We start from the raw sequence: 16,599 nt of genomic DNA, 5'->3' as shown, positions 1-16,599 counted from the left end.
GATCTTTGATATCATCTCTGATCCGACGTTCTTGAAATTCTTTTTTGGAATTTCAGGGTTGTCATGTTGTTAATTTTTCAAGGTTCTTATATAGCTCTGATACTAAGTATGTCTAACGGAGAAGGAGGGATTTGAACCCTCGCGCCGCTATTAACGGCCTACTCCCTTTCCAGGGGAGCCCCTTCAACCGCTTGGGTACTTCTCCAGTATCAAGCGCTTGAACTTTCATTATGTATGAAAGTCAGCGGAGAGAGAGGGATTCGAACCCTCGCGCCCTTTCGGACAAACGGTTTTCAAGACCGCCTCGTTATGACCGCTTCGATATCTCTCCAAGTTGTTTTTGTTCGTCGCCATCAACCGGCGACTTGTACATATTATCACTTTACCATCTTTGTGTCAACATCTTTTTTCAAAAAATTTGAAGCAATTTTTAAATCCTCAGGAGTGGTGATTTTCAGGTTCTCATACGCCCCCATTATCACCTTCGTTCTGACGCTGCTATAACGCTCCACTATCATTGTGTCATCCGTTATAACCTGACATTTGTCATGCGCCAGTCCATCATAACAGGTAAGCAGAAGTTCCCTGTTAAAACTCTGTGGAGTCTGAACCTGCCACAGCCTGGATCTATCAGGAGTATCCACTCCCATCTGATCCTCATCTACTATCTTGATGGTATCCTTCACAGGTACACCCACTGTACACGCAGAATATATCTTTACTGCATCTATGGAATCTGTGATGATTTTCTGGGTTATGCATGGTCTCGCACCATCATGGATGAGTACATACTTCGCACCATCCGCCGCAATAAGTCCATTATGTACGGAGTCATAGCGCTCTGCCCCACCGGTCACGATCTTCCTGACTTTGGTGATGTTGTACCTGTCTACTATGTCATTTCTGCAATATTCTACATAATCCTCACCTGTGACAAGGATTATGTCATCAACCGGACTGTCCTGAAAGGCCTTGAGCGAATAATACAGTACGGGATAATCCCCCAGCGTCATAAACTGCTTAGGTATATCGCTGTGCATCCTGCTGCCCTTTCCGGCTGCAAGGACTATTGCCGTGACCTTTACTTCATCCACTGTATCAAAGATTTCTATATTTGATTCCTTGTAATCAGCATTATCCGCATCGCCCATGTTCATCTTCTCCCTAGTAGTAGTCTGACACCATCACACACTTGACCAGGCTGGTTATCTCTCACCCAGCTTGAGGTTTGGTATGGCATTCAGATCCCATCCATGTCTTGTTCCATTTATGTATTCGTAGTATCCCGCCGCACCTATCATGGCCGCATTGTCCGTGCACAGTATCGGCGATGGATGATACAATGTAAGCCCAGCCTTCTCACAGGCCGCCTTCATGCTGGCTCTGAGAGCAGAATTGGACGCAACTCCGCCAGCTATGGCTATCTTATCCATATGGTATTCCTTTGCCGCAGCAACCGCATGCTCTGTGAGCACTTCCGTTACTGCTTTCTGGAACGATGCTGCCACATCGGCCTCATTGATCTGCTCGTCTCTCATATGAGCCTGATTGATATAGTTGAGCACTGCGGACTTCAGGCCACTGAAGCTAAAGTCATAGGCTGATTCTGCCACCTTTGCCCTTGGAAATTCTATAGCGTCAGGGTTGCCCTCCTTCGCCTTACGATCTATCTTCGGTCCTCCCGGGTAACCCAGTCCTATAGCCCTTGCTACCTTGTCAAATGCCTCTCCTGCCGCATCATCCCTGGTTATTCCCAGTATCTCAAACTTGCCGTAATCGACTACCTTTACAAGATGTGTGTGACCTCCTGACACAACAAGGCACATGAACGGAGGCTCAAGCTCCTTGTTCTCTATATAATTCGCTGCGATATGACCTTCTATATGATGCACACCAACAAGTGGTATATCTTTTGCAAATGCTATGGCCTTGGCTGCTCCCACACCAACGAGAAGAGCGCCAACAAGCCCCGGTCCATATGTGACTGCAACCGCATCTATGTCATCCAGTGTGCACTCTGCCTCTTTGAGCGCCTGTCTTATGACCTGTGTAATCTTCTCTATGTGCTTTCGCGAAGCTATCTCCGGCACAACGCCTCCATAAAGTGTATGGATATCTATCTGTGAATATATTATATTTGACAGTACGTTTCTTCCATTCACAACAACCGCTGCGGATGTCTCATCACATGAGGATTCTATAGCCAGTATCTTTACATCTTTCTCCATAATTCATCTCACCTTTGTCGATCTATTCTACTCCTCCGAAAACTTGAGCGTTGTTGTCGTCCTGTCCTTTGCTGCAATAGTTCTCGGGAATATCTCTCTTATCTCATCCATAAACACCGCCGGTTTTGCCATCGACGGACTGTAATGTGTAAGCCACATCTCCCCCACATCTGCCTTTGCCGCTATGGCCGCAGCCTCCTGCATCATCATATGCTTATGCTCTATGGCTTTTATCTCTTTCTCCTTTTCGCCGTACATGCCCTCGCATATGAACAAATCTGATCCGGCTGCATACTTCTCTATAAGGGGGGTCGGTCTGGTATCTGTGCAGTATGTGAGCTTCAGGCCCTTGCGGTCAGGACCAAGCACCATATCAGGAGTATATATGTGTCCATCCTCCTCGTATGTGTTGCCCTTCTGCAAGCCATTCCAGTATTTCATTGGAATCTCATTCTCTCTAGCTCTGTCCACGCTGAATTTTCCTGTTCTTGGAAGCAAAAGGGAATATCCATAACATGTCACATTGTGATTAACCCTGAATGCATCCACCCTGAGATCCTCCCACATAAAGCTCTCCTCAGCCTCCGAGAGCTCCTGGAACCTGATCTCAAACGGAAGCTCAGGCGCTATAACCCTTAGGGAATTGACTACCTTCTCAAGTCTCTTTGGGCCAACCATAAGAAGTGGCTCCGTTCTCTCGGCATTGCCTATCGTGAGCAGCAGCCCCGGCAATCCGCTTATATGATCTGCATGAAAATGTGTGAAGCAGATCACATCTATCTGCTTAAAGCCTATCATGCCCTGCTGACGCATTGAGGTCTGGGTTCCCTCTCCGCAGTCTATCAGCATCTCGTGTCCGTTATATCTGACCACGAGAGATGTAAGTGCCCTGTATGGCAGCGGCATCATCCCTCCGGTCCCCAAAAGACATACGTCTATCATCTTCTATCTCCATTTCTAAGGCAGAGTCTATATGCATACTCTATGCATACTCTGTCACATCATCTATCCTTGGAGGTATGACACATTCATTTACAAGTCTGTCGTAACAGTCCTCACACATCCTGAGTGTGTATTTTCTGCCATCCTTGCGCGAGAAATATCCCCACTCCTTCTGAATAAGGACGTAATCCTCCTTGTTATGCATATCTCCAAATACAATTATCCTTCCACACCTATTACATCTGATCTCACTCATATTTATCTCCTGTCCGACTGCACGCAGCCCTGTTATGAGTCTGATTATAAGCCAGATCCTTCACAGAATATACCGACAATGTTTTCCAGCCGTGCAAATGTGGTCTCCACGCACTGTATATTCTGCATATATCTATTACTACAACTGTTTTTGCATAACCAGACCATCCTCCACCGGTGAGTCGTAGTATTTTTTTCTTGTAGAAATTTTTATAAATCCAAACTGCTCATACATAGCTATCGCAGCAGCGTTGGATTCCCTGACTTCCAGAAATATGCTCTGCACATTCCTGTCCTTGCAGTCATCGATCATGGCTTCCATCAGCTTAAAGCCGATGCCACGACGTCTTGATCCGGCATCCACTGCTACCCTGAGCAGATCTGCACTGTCACACACCGCCGAATATATGATATAGCCGGCGATTTCTCCTTCAGAAGTCTCAAGGATCTTGACATGATCGTATGTCCCCTGTATAGATGAGGACACCATCTCCTCATTCCACGGATGCGAAAACACCGCCATCTCAAGTGCAGCTATCCCGGCCAGGTCTTTCATATCTGCCAGTCTCGGGCGTACATGGGAAAAACAGCTATTCATGTCCATCATTCTCCAGTTTTGCCTTTTCAGCTCTCTCCCGCTCTGCCTGTGACTGTCTGAGATATTCAGGGGCAAATGTATCCCCCTCCTCATACTGTCCGGCTGCATATCTCACCTGGGCTGCGGCTGCCACCGAGCCAGCTCTCTGCTTATTCATGTGTGCCGGAGCAAATGCGTAGTCTGCCGTCATCTTCTCTTTTAAAACATCAGCATACACATCTATTCCATCTCCCACAAATATAACCTTTTCCCCTCTCTCATTGAGTTGGTCTATAAGGTCAGCAATATCCATAGGAGTCTGATCCATTATCGTCTCAAGCCTGTCATCACTGTTAAAACTGTAAAGTCCCGTATACACCTGTTTTCTTCTCGCGTCCATGATAGGGCAGATAAGTCTGTCAGTTCCCCACACATTGTATGCAAGCCCCTCAAGTGTCGGCACCGCAATAACCGGTATATTCCATGCAAGTGCAAGTCCCTTGACCGTCGCTGAGCCTATCCTGAGTCCTGTAAATGATCCCGGTCCGGCAGCAACAGCCAGCGCATCAAAGCTCTCTTTGTCCGTCTCTGTCATCTTCACGATCTCTTCCAGCATAGGAAGCAGTGTCTGGGAATGTGTCTTCTTGTAGTTGGTTGTATATTCAGCTATCAAATTATTGTTCTCGACTATGGCAACGCTCGCCACAAGTCCTGAGCTGTCAAATGCTAAGATCTTCATATCTGATCATGCCTCTCTTCTATCGTAATACGCCTGTAATCAAGGCCCTTTGAAAGGTCCTTCTCTATGTCGATTCTGGTGTATGTGCCAGGTAATATCTCCTCGATGAGGTTAGCCCACTCTATAAGACATACTCCATCTCCATACACCATCTCATTGTAGCCTATCTCATCCATCTCGTCCACATCGCCGATCCTGTACACGTCAAAATGATACAGAGGCAATCTGCCCTCGTCATACTCCTTCACAATAGTGAAAGTCGGGCTGTTCACCACTTCAGTGATTCCAAGTCCAGCTGCCACCCCCTGGGATATTATCGTCTTGCCAACTCCCAGATCTCCATATATACAGTACACCTGGCCAGGAGCTGCATTCTGTCCAAGCTGCACTCCTGCATTGTAGGTTTCTTCCTTGCTATTACTCTCTATGACCATATTCTCTCCTGTCTGTCATACATATGTGTTCTCTCCGGTATTCCGGAACTATTCTGTTGCCTCTAAAGATTGAGCGTGATTTTCCTGCCTTTTGCTTCAAATGGTCTGTATGCAACACCAGCCATGTCAAACATTTTCTTGGAGGCTATGGTGCTCTCTGTCATCGCATACTTGTCTGACATATACACTACTTCCTTTATACCGCACTGAATAATAGCTTTGGCACATTCATTGCACGGGAACAGAGTAGAATATATGATCGCATCCTTGAGATTTCCACCTCTGTAATTAAGAATAGAGTTCAGCTCCGCGTGGCATACATAGAAATATTTGTTGTCAAGCGGGGCTCCGGACTTTCCCCACGGCATTGTGTCATCGTCGCATCCTGCCGGCATACCATTATATCCCATGGACAGAATTCTGTTGTTCTTGTCCACTATACACGCACCAACCTGCGTTGACGGGTCTTTGCTTCTCTCTGCCGACATCATCGCAATGCCCATAAAATACTGATCCCACGATATGTAATCTGTTCTCTTCATACCCTGACTCCTTTCAAATTCTTTTATGTTCCATTACCCGGGTGCAGACGCATGAAAGACGCTTCGCGCGGCGTCTGCTTCATCATAAGGAATCCCCCGCCTTAACGGCGGTTCCCCCTTATACGGGTGCAGCCGCATGAAAAGCGCTTCGCGCGGCGTCTGCTTCATCATAAGGAATCCCCCGCCTTAACGGCGGTTCCCCCTTATGATAATTTACGCCGGAGTTTCCCCCGGCGTATATTGTAAGGTCCTGCAGAACAGAACTTCATATGATTCTGTTAGAATTAACGATCGCCGAGTGCGAACTTGTCATGGATCGCGTTCATTGCGCGCTCTGTATACTGCTCGTCGATGAGAACTGTAACTCTGATCTCTGATGTTGAGATCATTCTGATGTTGATGTTCTCATCATAAAGAGCCTCGAACATCTTGGCTGCAACACCTGCATTTGACTGCATTCCTGCACCAACGATAGAAACCTTTGCAACATTCTTGTTGACATCTATGCTCTCAAACTTGCCTATGTTGTTCTTGATGATCTCCTCTGCTTTGTCTGCATTCTCATCACTACATGTGAATGTAATATCCTTTGTTCCATGTCTTCCTACTGACTGCAGTATCATATCTATATTGATGTCATTCTTTGCAAGCAGGTTGAAAAGCTTGAATGCAACACCCGGTGTGTCCTCTAATCCTACAACTGCCACTCTCGCTGAATCTGCATCCGCTGCAACTCCACTAACTAACATCTTCTCCATTCCAGTATCCTCCTTAACTATTGTACCCTCTGAAAAATTGAGACTTGAACGAACAACCAGCTGAACGCCGAACTTCTTTGCAAGCTCAACTGAACGGTTGTGCAGAACGCCTGCTCCAAGTGTAGCAAGCTCAAGCATCTCATCGTATGTTATCGTATCCAGCTTACGTGCGGTCTTTACCTTACGTGGATCTGCTGTATATACTCCATCCACATCTGTGTATATCTCACACGCATCAGCGTTAAGTGCCGCTGCAAGTGCAACAGCTGTTGTATCTGAACCACCACGACCAAGAGTTGTGTAATCATCATACTTGTTAATTCCCTGGAATCCTGTGACAATAACTATCTTTCTCTGCTCCAGCTCATGTCTTATTCTCTCAACATCGATTCTCTTCAGACGCGCATTGCCATACACTGAAGTTGTATGCATAGCCACCTGAAATGCGTTCAAAGAGATTGCAGGAACTTTAAGAGAATTCATAGCCATAGCCATAAGCGATACGGACATCTGTTCACCTATTGTAAAAAGCATATCCATCTCTCTCTTAGGTGGATTCTCATTTACCTGCTTAGCCATATCTATCAGCTCATCTGTGTATTTACCCATCGCAGACAGAACTACGACTACGTCGTTCCCCCTCTGCCAGTCCTCAATACATCTTTTGGCCACGTTAAAGATTCTTTCGGTATTTCCAACAGAAGTACCACCAAACTTCTTTACTATTAACATATTGTCCTCCTGATCGCTCATTTGAAAATTTGTATATTTAACTCTTCACCGGAGCGGTCCGGTAAAAAGAAATAAGCCTTTTGTAAAATACCGCAATTCGACTAGGATTGCAAGGTCATTGAATAATATTGTACTAATCCAGCACTCTAAGAGCACTCTTGACACCAATCTTATTGCAACATGCCTCAAATTCACCCTCTGTGATCACTGCTGTAACAAATGCCTTTTCATCGAGATCAGAATCGACATACTCAACATCACCAAATACCGCCTTGATGGCAGCCTCATCCTTCTCATCTGTTCTGACAAAGAATCTGCTCTCTGAGTCCGCAAATGTACCCATCTCAAGTTCTTCGTCCTCCCATATGATAGGAACATGTCTTCCCGCATTCTTCACTGCATCAATAACGTCTGATACAACCGCAGACGCTGTTGGAAGCTTTCCGGCGCCCTTGCCGTAGAACATTACGTCGTCAAGTGCATTACCATGTACAAGTATGCCATTGTATACATCATCTATCTTTGCCAGCGGATTGTCATGTGGAAGCATGACCGGGGCAACATATGAATATAGCTTGCCGTCTGTTTTTCTGGTTGTTCCGACAAGTTTTACAGAGTAACCCATCTTATCCGCATACTTGAAATCATCTGTTGTTATCCTGGTTATTCCCTCCATATGTATCCTGTTGTAATCCAGGTTCTTGCCATATACGAGAGATGTAAGTATAGCTATCTTTCTACACGCATCGCCACCCTCTACATCAGCCTCAGGATTGCGCTCCGCATATCCGAGCTCCTGTGCCTGCTTCAGCACTGTCGCATAGTCAGCCCCCTCTTTATCCATCTTGGTTAGGATGTAATTCGTTGTACCATTGAGTATTCCTGTGATCTCCGTAACATCATCCGCAGTTATGGATGTGTTAAGTGGTCTTATAACAGGAATTCCACCGCCTGCTGATGCTTCAAAGAAGAAATTGATATTGCCCTCTCTGGCAATCTTTATAAGCTCAGGTCCATGAACGGCCACAAGCTCCTTGTTGGAGGTTGCCACACTCTTGCCGGCAAGCAGGCACTTCTTGACAAATGTATATGCAGGCTCAACACCTCCCATAACCTCCACAACGACGCTTATATCATCATCGTTAAGTATATCTTCAAAATCATGGGTGAGAATGTTCTCGACAGGATCCCCAGGAAACTCCCTGAGATCAAGCACTCTCTTAACGTTTATCTCCTGTCCAGCTCTCTTGTTAACAATATCATGGTTGGTGTTAATCACTTCCACAACTCCTGAACCCACTGTACCATAACCTAATACTGCTATATTCACCATGTTTTTATCTCCTTCTTATCTCCTTTTTCTGCATAATAATGCAAGTTTAGTACGTCATTACTTTATCAGTATAAAGCGTCATTGTCAAAGGCTAATTTCTTATCATCAAATGACTCTCATGTGCTGCTACACCTCAACCTTATTCACCCATTTGAGATAGGCTGTCATAAATCCATCAAGATCTCCATCGAGAACCGCCGATACATTTGAATTCTCATAGGATGTACGTTTATCCTTGACCATGGTATACGGTTGGAGCACATACGATCTTATCTGACTTCCAAAACCATTGTCAGTTACCTCTCCGCGGATGTCCGAAATCTTCTCCAGATTCTCCTGTTTCTTCAAAAGATAAAGTTTGGACTTCAGCATCTGCATAGCCTTATTCTTGTTCATGAGCTGTGATCTCTCATTCTGGCACTGAACAACTATACCGGTAGGATAATGTGTGATTCTGATGGCCGATGATGTCTTATTGATATGCTGGCCACCTGCGCCGCTCGATCTGTAGGTATCTATCCTTATATCTTCATCCCTGATCTCTATCTCCAAATCCTGCTCTATATCCGGTATGACATCACAGGATGCAAACGAAGTCATTCTCTTGCCGGCCGAATTGAATGGTGATATTCTTACCAGTCTGTGCACTCCCTTCTCTGACTTGAGATATCCGTACGCATGCTGCCCATTTATCTGAATGGTCACAGACTTTATACCAGCCTCATCGCCCTCAAGGAAATCGAGCACCTCAACACTCATGCCGTGCTTTTCTGCCCATCTGGTATACATTCTGTACAACATACTCGCCCAGTCGCAGGACTCCGTTCCGCCCTCTCCTGAATGGAGTGTGAGTACCGCATTACAGTCATCAAACTCGTCAGTGAAGAGAAGATTTATCCTATACTCCTCAAATTCCTTCGTAAATATATCTATCTGCTCCCCTATCTCAGGCACAAGACTCGGATCATTCTCCTCCTCCGCCATCAGGATCAGTGTATCTATATCCACATAGTCATTCTCAAGCTTCTTATAGTTGTCAACCAGATCCTGAAGTCCCTTCAGTTCCTTCGATACCTCACGGGATCTGTCGATATCATCCCAGAAATCCGGCTGTTCCATCTCATAATTAAGCTTTGCTATTCTGTCTGTCTTGTTTTCAATGTCAAGGGATGACTTGACCTCCTCCAAGGGACCCCTATAGGAGGCCATCGTCGCCCTGAACTCATCCAATTCTATCACTTGGTTTCTCCTGTATCACGTATTTATGCGTTCTTACCGCAGCAGTTCTTATACTTCAGACCGCTTCCGCATGGACAGAGATCATTTCTGCCTATCTTCTTGGCTTTCTTTACAGGTCCCCTTGACACTGTGTCATCCTTATTGGTTCCTGTAACCTTATTCACCTCTTCACGCTCAATCTTCTGCTCAACCTTTATTCTGAGAAGAAGCTTTACAGTATCCTCACGGATCGCTGCTGTCATGTCATTGAACATGTCATATCCTGCGAATTTGTATTCTACAACAGGATCTCTCTGGCCAAGTGATCTAAGTCCGATTCCCTGTCTCAGATTATCCATGTCGTCGATATGATCTGTCCACTTTCTATCTATAGTCTTGAGGAGTATAACTCGCTCGATCTCTCTCATCTGATCAGGATCACCGATCTCTTCCTCCTTGGCAGCATAGAGCTCAAGAGCTTCATTGTACAGTCTGTCCTTCAGCTCGCTGATATCTGCCTTTTTGATCTCCTCTTCGGTAAGTGTAACCGGCTCAGCAAATGGAACTATGCCCCTTATCATGTCATCCAGCTCTACCTGATTCCAATCCTCAGGTGCTGTCTCTGATGAGCATACCTGATCTACTGCTGCATTTATATCATCCTTTATCATCTTGAGGATAACCTCGTGCATGTTCTCGCCGTCAAGAACTCGTCTACGCTCCTTGTAAATGATCTCTCTCTGCTCGTTGTTAACACGGTCATACTCAAGAAGATTCTTTCTTATGGCAAAGTTGTTACCCTCGATCTTCTTCTGTGCCTTCTCTACGAAGTTGGAAATAGTCTTATGCTCTATCTCCTCGCCCTCAGGTATCTTAAGGGTATCGTACACTGACATAACTCTCTCTGATCCGAAAAGTCTCATCAGATCATCTTCCAGTGACAGATAGAACTTTGACTCTCCCGGATCTCCCTGTCGTCCTGAACGTCCACGGAGCTGATTATCGATACGTCTGCTCTCGTGTCTCTCTGTACCGATGATCCTGAGTCCTCCGAGCTCTGCAACACCCTCGCCGAGCTTGATATCAGTACCACGTCCTGCCATGTTAGTCGCGATGGTTACCGCATTCTTCTGTCCAGCGTCTGCAACTATCTCAGCCTCAAGCTCGTGGAACTTGGCATTGAGCACCTTGTGAGGTATCTTTCTCTTGGACAGCATATGACTGAGTTCCTCTGATGCGTCGATATTGATCGTACCGACAAGCACCGGCTGTCCCTTTCTGTAACTTATATTAATCTGCTCAACGATCGCATTGAGCTTTTCTTTCTTAGTCTTAAATATAGAATCCGGCTGATCTATTCTCTGTATAGGTCTGTTCGTAGGAATGACAACAACGTCCATTCCATAGATCTCTCTGAACTCCTCTTCCTCTGTCTGGGCTGTACCTGTCATACCTGCCTTCTTGTCAAACATGTTGAAGAAGTTCTGGAATGTGATCGTTGCAAGAGTCTTGCTCTCTCTCTTGACCTTTACATTCTCCTTTGCCTCTATAGCCTGATGCAGACCATCTGAGAATCTACGTCCGGGCATGATACGTCCGGTAAACTCATCAACGATGAGTACCTCATCATCCTTCACCACATAATCTCTGTCTCTGAACATGAGATTATGTGCACGGAGTGCCAGGATGATATTGTGCTGGATCTCCATGTTCTCAGGGTCTGAGAGGTTGTCAATATGGAAGAACTGCTCTACCATCTTCACACCATTTGCAGTGAGCATGACGTACTTGTCCTTCTCATTTACAAGGAAATCTCCATCCTCCTCTATCTCTGTCTTCATGAGCATATCCATCTTGGATATCTCTCCATCACCCTCACCTCGCTTCATCTGTCTCGCAAGGTAATCACACATCTTGTAGAGCTCTGTGGACTTGCCGCTCTGACCGGATATGATAAGAGGAGTACGTGCCTCATCGATAAGGACTGAATCCACCTCATCGATTACACAGTAGTGAAGATCTCTCAGAACAAGCTTCTCCTTGTAGATTACCATGTTATCTCTCAGGTAATCGAAACCGAGCTCGTTGTTGGTAACATATGTAATATCGCAGTTATACGCCTCACGTCTCTCGTCTGTTGTGGAACTGTTGAGTATGATTCCGACCTTAAGTCCGAGGAATTCATGCACCTGCCCCATCCATTCAGCATCTCGCTTTGCCAGGTAGTCGTTGACAGTTACAACATGGACACCCTTTCCTTCAAGGGCATTCAGATAAGCAGGAAGTGTTGATACAAGTGTCTTTCCTTCTCCCGTTCTCATCTCTGCGATTCTTCCCTGATGGAGAACTATTCCTCCTATGAGCTGTACCCTGTAATGCTTCATTCCAAGTACACGGTATGCAGCCTCTCTCACAACCGCAAATGCTTCTACCAATATATCGTCTAACGTCTCGCCGGCAGCAAGTCTGTCCTTAAACTCTTGTGTCTTGCCCCTCAGCTCTTCATCTGAAAGTGCCTGCATCTTCTCGTCTAGTGCCTCTATCGCATCAACTATAGGATTGATCTTTTTCAATTCCTTCTCGCTGTGCGTTCCAAATATTTTCTCAAACAAACCCATGTTGTTTTTGACCTCCTAGCTATCGTTATTCAGGGTACATTCTAACATCATATGACATTTATATCAAGCAAAAAGGAGACCTTCTATAACCGAAAGTCTCCTTTAAAATACTATATTCAATTATCATCGGCACTTATATTAACCGTGCTTTTGCCAATATCTGATCTTAATATTCAGGCTCGATGATTCCGTATGTGCCGCCCTTTCTCTTGTATACGACATTGACCTCATCTGACTCTGCATTCCTGAATACATAGAAATTATGTCCAAGCAGATCCATCTGGATACATGCATCCTCTGGATACATAGGTTTTACTTCGAACTTCTTAGTTCTCACGATCTTGATATCGTCATCATCCTCAACGTCCTCGTCGACAAATGCATCGTTCAGGTATGCTACATTCTGCTCCTTGTCAATGAGCTTCTTACGATGCTTGGTAACCTGTCTCTCAATAACCTCTACAACGAGATCGATCGAAACATACATGTCATCACTAACCTGCTCGGCTCTGATGATATGTCCCTTCATAGGAATCGTTACCTCTATCTTCTGTCTATCTTTCTCAACGCTGAATGTGACCTGTGCGCCAGTATCAGCCGCAAAGTACTTCTCAAGCTTTGAGAGCTTGTCCTGTACTGCATTTCTAAGTCCTTCTGTAACTTCAATGTTCTTACCGCTGATTATGTAATTCATGATGCCCAACTCCTTCTTTTTTGGATATGATCCAAATTGATATGACCATTATACCACAACGAGTCTTTTTTTCAATATATTTGACGTATTTTTATGTGCATATTGACAACTTTATTTATTTTCGCTGTCATGTTTTCGCCATTTTACACAAAAAGCGCACATGTATACCATGTGCGCTTCAATGTATTCATTATACCCTATTATATACAGCTTGTCTACTGTCCTATGATTCTGACTGCACAGAGCGGATCTCTGTAGAATGCAGAGGATATCTTGATACCGGTCTCCTCTGTGCTGGCATGTACTATCATTCCGTCTCCGATATATATAGCGCAGTGCTCTATAGAGCTGTCTCCATAGAAAAGTATGTCTCCAGGCTCAAGACTTGAAGTGTCTACTCTTGTTCCATACTGTGACTGTGCTCCCGCTGAGTGTGGAAGTGAATATCCAAACTGAGCGTATACAGCCATGACAAAGCCTGAACAGTCAGCTCCATCCGTAAGGCTCGATCCGCCATATACATATGGATTACCCACAAACTGTGTTGCAAAGTTCGCAAGGTCTATTCCTGTCTGGCCGCTCGGTGCCACTACATTGTTCTGTGAATCGTCTGAATCGCTGCTGTCAGATGATGTGTCGTCTGATGTATCCGATGACTGATCTGCAGAATCTGTATCCGGCTGATCTGGCGTGTAGGAATCATCCTCTGTGCTCTGGCTGTCATCTGATGCGTCCTCAGCTTCTGCCTCGTCTGCGCTCTCCTGTTCCTGTCTTGCCTGCTCCTCTGCCGCCTTTTCTTCCGCAGCCTTCGCATCAAGCTCTGCCTGGATCTGCTCCATGGACTTGGCAGTTGCAAATGCATATGTATCATCTACAAATTCAGTGCTGACATAACCATTCGTCTCGTCGTCAAGTGCTATCTGCACCCATTTATCATCCTGTGATATGACATCAAAGCTCTGGCCTGATCCAACCTGTGTTATACAGTCGGAGTTCACATCAGCCTCTGTTCTTACGTTGAGTGTCTCTGTATTGACAGTTACCTGCTTCGGACAGTTCGCCTCGGCATAGGCTCCCGCATCATCTCCAAAAAGAAGCAGGTCATTCCTTATATATCCTGTACAGTCACCTGATGTGACCTTGGTCCACTCCTTGCCCTTCTTCTCTATGGTTGCTATTCCATTGTTCCCTATGATACCAACTACATCTGAATCAGTTCCGGCTCCCGATCTTATATTCACATAATCCTCGGTGGCAACAAGACACTTATCCTTGAAATCAGGATATTTCACCTTGTTCTCTTCGCTTGTCTTGTCCTTCTTAGCCTCCGCAGCATTCTTTCCTGCGGATGCTGTAGTCTTCTGTGCATCTGTGGACGTTGCCGCCTTTGCAGCATCGCCTGCGTTTTTATCATTGCCCGCAAGGGTGTTAGCATATCTGTCAAATGCAGATGAAATACCTACAGTTGAATCGCTGTATATCTGTCCCGCGCTCACCGTTCCTATGGAAGTGGTGATCATCATTCCTGCCGCTGCAGCAACAACTATAGTCTTCTTAAATGACTTTGCTTTAGACATTATAAAAAACCTCCTGTGCTGATCTTAACGCAACAATTATTACATCTTTGTTACAAATCTATTGTAGTATAGCAATAATGATTACATTTGTCAACACAGGAGGCGTTGTTTTATACGTTTGTATTTATTTTTTGTTACATATTTGTTACATATACTAGTTTGAAATTACAACTCCATCCTCGCCATTTACAGTAACTATAGCGCCAGACTTAAGTATCTTGGTCGCGTTCTGTGCACCCAGGATAACAGGTATGTCACGGCTGAGTCCGACTATGGCAGCATGTGAATTGCCACCGTTCTTCTCACACACGATCGCAGATGCAGTCTTGAGCTGATCCATGATCCTGTTGCTGGTCTCATTTATGACGATTATGTCTCCATCCTTATAGTTCTTGATGAGCTCATCCTCTGACTCGCATACACAGAGCGGTGCGGTTGCAGATCTCTCATTTATAGAGAAGCCCTTTACAAGGATATGTCCTACAACGTGTACCTTTATCAGGTTTGTCGTGCCGGTCACGCCAAGTGGGACTCCGGCGGTGATTACAGTCACCTCACCGTCCTTAACATAGCCGTGCTTCTTTGCCGCATCAACAGCATGCTCGAAGAGATCGTCAGTGTTGTTCTCCTCACCTATAAGAAGAGGCTGAACTCCCCATGAAAGATTGATCTGTCTGGCAACCTTCTTAACAGGGGTACATCCGATGATCGGACATTTTGGTCTGTACTTTGAGAGCATTCTCGCTGTCTTTCCTGACTTGGTAACAGTGATGATGGCTGCCGCTGCAAGGTCTATGGCCGTTGTACATGTCGCATGTGATATAGCACTCGTTATATCAGGATTCTGCACCGCATCCCTGTTGAAGAATCTCTTGTTGTAATCTATGTCTCGCTCTGCTCTCTCTGCGATGGTCTTCATGGTGTGAAGAGCCTCAACCGGATACTTGCCCGCTGCGGTCTCTCCTGAGAGCATGATTGCACTTGTTCCGTCATATATGGCATTTGCAACATCTGTCGCCTCTGCTCTGGTAGGTCTTGGATGTATCATCATGGAGTCAAGCATCTGTGTAGCTGTTATGACCTGCTTGTCCGCATTGTATACCTTCTTGATGATCATCTTCTGGATGATAGGCACATCCTCAAGAGGTATCTCAACACCCATATCTCCTCTTGCGACCATGATTCCATCGGACACTCTGATTATGTCGTCTATATTGTCAACGCCCTGCATATTCTCAATCTTGGCGATGATATTGATATTGTCACACTCATACTCGTCAAGGATCTTCCTGATCTCAAGTATATCGTCGGCTGATCTTACAAATGATGCAGCGATGAAATCGAAATCATTCTCAATACCAAAGATTATATCCGCCCTGTCTACATCGCTTATGTATGGCATGGTGAGGTTAACTCTTGGAACATTTACACCCTTGTGGTTTGATACAGGTCCGCCATTCTCCACGCGGCACACGATATCTTTATCAGTAACCTTCTCTATCTTCATATTTATAAGGCCGTCATCGATGAGTATGGTATCTCCCGGCTTGACATCGTTCACAAGATTCTTGTATGTAATGGATACCTTTGCCTGGTCGCCCACCACATCCTCTGTCGTCAGTGTAAATGTCTGTCCTTCTACGAGTTCAACCTTGCCCTCCTTGAAGTCCCCAACTCTTATCTCCGGGCCCTTAGTATCAAGCAGTGTTGCAACCGGAAGTCCAAGCTCCTCACGAAGCTTCTCCACTCTGTCCTTGTTCTTCCTGTGCTGGGCATGATCACCATGAGAAAAATTGAATCTGGCAACATCCATCCCCTCGATCATGAGCTTTCTGAGCACCTCATCATCGTCCGTCGCCGGTCCCAATGTACAAATTATCTTTGTCTTTCTCAAATTCATATGAATACTCCTCCTACTGTTTTATATATTGTATTTGAATGTGTCTTCTATA

The 16,599-nt window shown here is 45.3% G+C and carries 15 protein-coding genes and 2 tRNA genes; all 17 read right to left on the bottom strand.

What is annotated here, in order from left to right; translation table 11 throughout:
• Positions 1-116 precede the first annotated feature (116 nt).
• The 17 genes from OCV54_RS06950 to pyk all read right to left on the bottom strand — a co-directional run bounded on the left by OCV54_RS06950 (position 117) and on the right by pyk (position 16,547).
• Positions 117-205 (bottom strand) — tRNA-Ser (locus OCV54_RS06950).
• Between the two features lie 40 nt (positions 206-245).
• A tRNA-Ser gene (locus tag OCV54_RS06945) sits at positions 246-331 on the bottom strand.
• A 46-nt stretch (positions 332-377) separates the two neighbouring features.
• Complete coding sequence (ispD, locus tag OCV54_RS06940; RefSeq protein ID WP_172674925.1) at positions 378-1,151, bottom strand: 2-C-methyl-D-erythritol 4-phosphate cytidylyltransferase; 774 nt, start codon at positions 1,149-1,151, stop codon at positions 378-380.
• 54 nt (positions 1,152-1,205) lie between these two features.
• On the bottom strand, positions 1,206-2,228 hold the full coding sequence (tsaD, locus tag OCV54_RS06935; RefSeq protein WP_022215803.1) for a tRNA (adenosine(37)-N6)-threonylcarbamoyltransferase complex transferase subunit TsaD: 1,023 nt from the start codon (positions 2,226-2,228) through the stop codon (positions 1,206-1,208).
• A 27-nt stretch (positions 2,229-2,255) separates the two neighbouring features.
• Positions 2,256-3,170 carry a ribonuclease Z gene (locus OCV54_RS06930; RefSeq protein WP_055223214.1) on the bottom strand — a complete coding sequence of 305 codons (915 nt, stop codon included), beginning with the start codon at positions 3,168-3,170 and terminating at the stop codon, positions 2,256-2,258.
• Between the two features lie 40 nt (positions 3,171-3,210).
• Complete coding sequence (locus tag OCV54_RS06925; protein WP_015533862.1) at positions 3,211-3,426, bottom strand: hypothetical protein; 216 nt, start codon at positions 3,424-3,426, stop codon at positions 3,211-3,213.
• A gap of 138 nt (positions 3,427-3,564) precedes the next feature.
• Positions 3,565-4,023 carry a ribosomal protein S18-alanine N-acetyltransferase gene (rimI, locus tag OCV54_RS06920; RefSeq protein WP_055223211.1) on the bottom strand — a complete coding sequence of 153 codons (459 nt, stop codon included), beginning with the start codon at positions 4,021-4,023 and terminating at the stop codon, positions 3,565-3,567.
• Positions 4,016-4,741 (bottom strand): tRNA (adenosine(37)-N6)-threonylcarbamoyltransferase complex dimerization subunit type 1 TsaB, encoded by a 726-nt coding sequence (gene tsaB, locus OCV54_RS06915; RefSeq protein WP_022215805.1) that lies wholly within the window; start codon positions 4,739-4,741, stop codon positions 4,016-4,018. The genes rimI and tsaB overlap by 8 nt, the downstream gene beginning before the upstream one ends.
• On the bottom strand, positions 4,738-5,175 hold the full coding sequence (tsaE, locus tag OCV54_RS06910) for a tRNA (adenosine(37)-N6)-threonylcarbamoyltransferase complex ATPase subunit type 1 TsaE (protein WP_055223209.1): 438 nt from the start codon (positions 5,173-5,175) through the stop codon (positions 4,738-4,740). Before tsaE ends, tsaB begins: the two co-directional genes overlap by 4 nt.
• Positions 5,176-5,237: 62 nt before the next feature.
• On the bottom strand, positions 5,238-5,717 hold the full coding sequence (locus OCV54_RS06905) for a deoxycytidylate deaminase (protein ID WP_015533858.1): 480 nt from the start codon (positions 5,715-5,717) through the stop codon (positions 5,238-5,240).
• 284 nt (positions 5,718-6,001) lie between these two features.
• Positions 6,002-7,207: an aspartate kinase gene (locus tag OCV54_RS06900; RefSeq protein ID WP_022215807.1), complete on the bottom strand. Its 1,206-nt coding sequence runs from the start codon at positions 7,205-7,207 to the stop codon at positions 6,002-6,004.
• 133 nt (positions 7,208-7,340) lie between these two features.
• Positions 7,341-8,540, bottom strand: coding sequence for a homoserine dehydrogenase (locus tag OCV54_RS06895; RefSeq protein ID WP_022215808.1), 1,200 nt, complete (start codon positions 8,538-8,540; stop codon positions 7,341-7,343).
• A 126-nt stretch (positions 8,541-8,666) separates the two neighbouring features.
• A complete protein-coding gene (gene prfB / locus OCV54_RS06890) occupies positions 8,667-9,779 on the bottom strand; it encodes a peptide chain release factor 2 (protein ID WP_055223206.1) in 1,113 nt (370 codons plus the stop codon).
• 23 nt (positions 9,780-9,802) lie between these two features.
• On the bottom strand, positions 9,803-12,376 hold the full coding sequence (gene secA / locus OCV54_RS06885) for a preprotein translocase subunit SecA (protein ID WP_015533855.1): 2,574 nt from the start codon (positions 12,374-12,376) through the stop codon (positions 9,803-9,805).
• A 166-nt stretch (positions 12,377-12,542) separates the two neighbouring features.
• Positions 12,543-13,070 (bottom strand): ribosome hibernation-promoting factor, HPF/YfiA family, encoded by a 528-nt coding sequence (gene hpf, locus OCV54_RS06880; RefSeq protein WP_022215810.1) that lies wholly within the window; start codon positions 13,068-13,070, stop codon positions 12,543-12,545.
• Positions 13,071-13,285: 215 nt separating this feature from the next.
• Positions 13,286-14,647, bottom strand: coding sequence for a C40 family peptidase (locus OCV54_RS06875; protein ID WP_055146429.1), 1,362 nt, complete (start codon positions 14,645-14,647; stop codon positions 13,286-13,288).
• Positions 14,648-14,801: 154 nt separating this feature from the next.
• Complete coding sequence (gene pyk / locus OCV54_RS06870; protein WP_022215812.1) at positions 14,802-16,547, bottom strand: pyruvate kinase; 1,746 nt, start codon at positions 16,545-16,547, stop codon at positions 14,802-14,804.
• Between the last annotated feature and the right edge of the window lie 52 nt (positions 16,548-16,599).

The organism is Coprococcus aceti (genome assembly GCF_025567285.1).
Lineage (GTDB): Bacteria > Bacillota > Clostridia > Lachnospirales > Lachnospiraceae > Coprococcus > Coprococcus aceti.
This window is presented reverse-complemented; position numbering and strand designations above follow the sequence as displayed.

Bases quoted from the DNA above. Each gene is read 5' to 3' on its own strand.
- ispD (WP_172674925.1), bottom strand. From the start codon at position 1,151: ATGGGCGATGCGGATAATGCTGATTACAAGGAATCAAATATAGAAATC.
- tsaD (WP_022215803.1), bottom strand. From the start codon at position 2,228: ATGGAGAAAGATGTAAAGATACTGGCTATAGAATCCTCATGTGATGAG.
- OCV54_RS06930 (WP_055223214.1), bottom strand. From the start codon at position 3,170: ATGATAGACGTATGTCTTTTGGGGACCGGAGGGATGATGCCGCTGCCA.
- OCV54_RS06925 (WP_015533862.1), bottom strand. From the start codon at position 3,426: ATGAGTGAGATCAGATGTAATAGGTGTGGAAGGATAATTGTATTTGGA.
- rimI (WP_055223211.1), bottom strand. From the start codon at position 4,023: ATGAATAGCTGTTTTTCCCATGTACGCCCGAGACTGGCAGATATGAAA.
- tsaB (WP_022215805.1), bottom strand. From the start codon at position 4,741: ATGAAGATCTTAGCATTTGACAGCTCAGGACTTGTGGCGAGCGTTGCC.
- tsaE (WP_055223209.1), bottom strand. From the start codon at position 5,175: ATGGTCATAGAGAGTAATAGCAAGGAAGAAACCTACAATGCAGGAGTG.
- OCV54_RS06905 (WP_015533858.1), bottom strand. From the start codon at position 5,717: ATGAAGAGAACAGATTACATATCGTGGGATCAGTATTTTATGGGCATT.
- OCV54_RS06900 (WP_022215807.1), bottom strand. From the start codon at position 7,207: ATGTTAATAGTAAAGAAGTTTGGTGGTACTTCTGTTGGAAATACCGAA.
- OCV54_RS06895 (WP_022215808.1), bottom strand. From the start codon at position 8,540: ATGGTGAATATAGCAGTATTAGGTTATGGTACAGTGGGTTCAGGAGTT.
- secA (WP_015533855.1), bottom strand. From the start codon at position 12,376: ATGGGTTTGTTTGAGAAAATATTTGGAACGCACAGCGAGAAGGAATTG.
- hpf (WP_022215810.1), bottom strand. From the start codon at position 13,070: ATGAATTACATAATCAGCGGTAAGAACATTGAAGTTACAGAAGGACTT.
- OCV54_RS06875 (WP_055146429.1), bottom strand. From the start codon at position 14,647: ATGTCTAAAGCAAAGTCATTTAAGAAGACTATAGTTGTTGCTGCAGCG.
- pyk (WP_022215812.1), bottom strand. From the start codon at position 16,547: ATGAATTTGAGAAAGACAAAGATAATTTGTACATTGGGACCGGCGACG.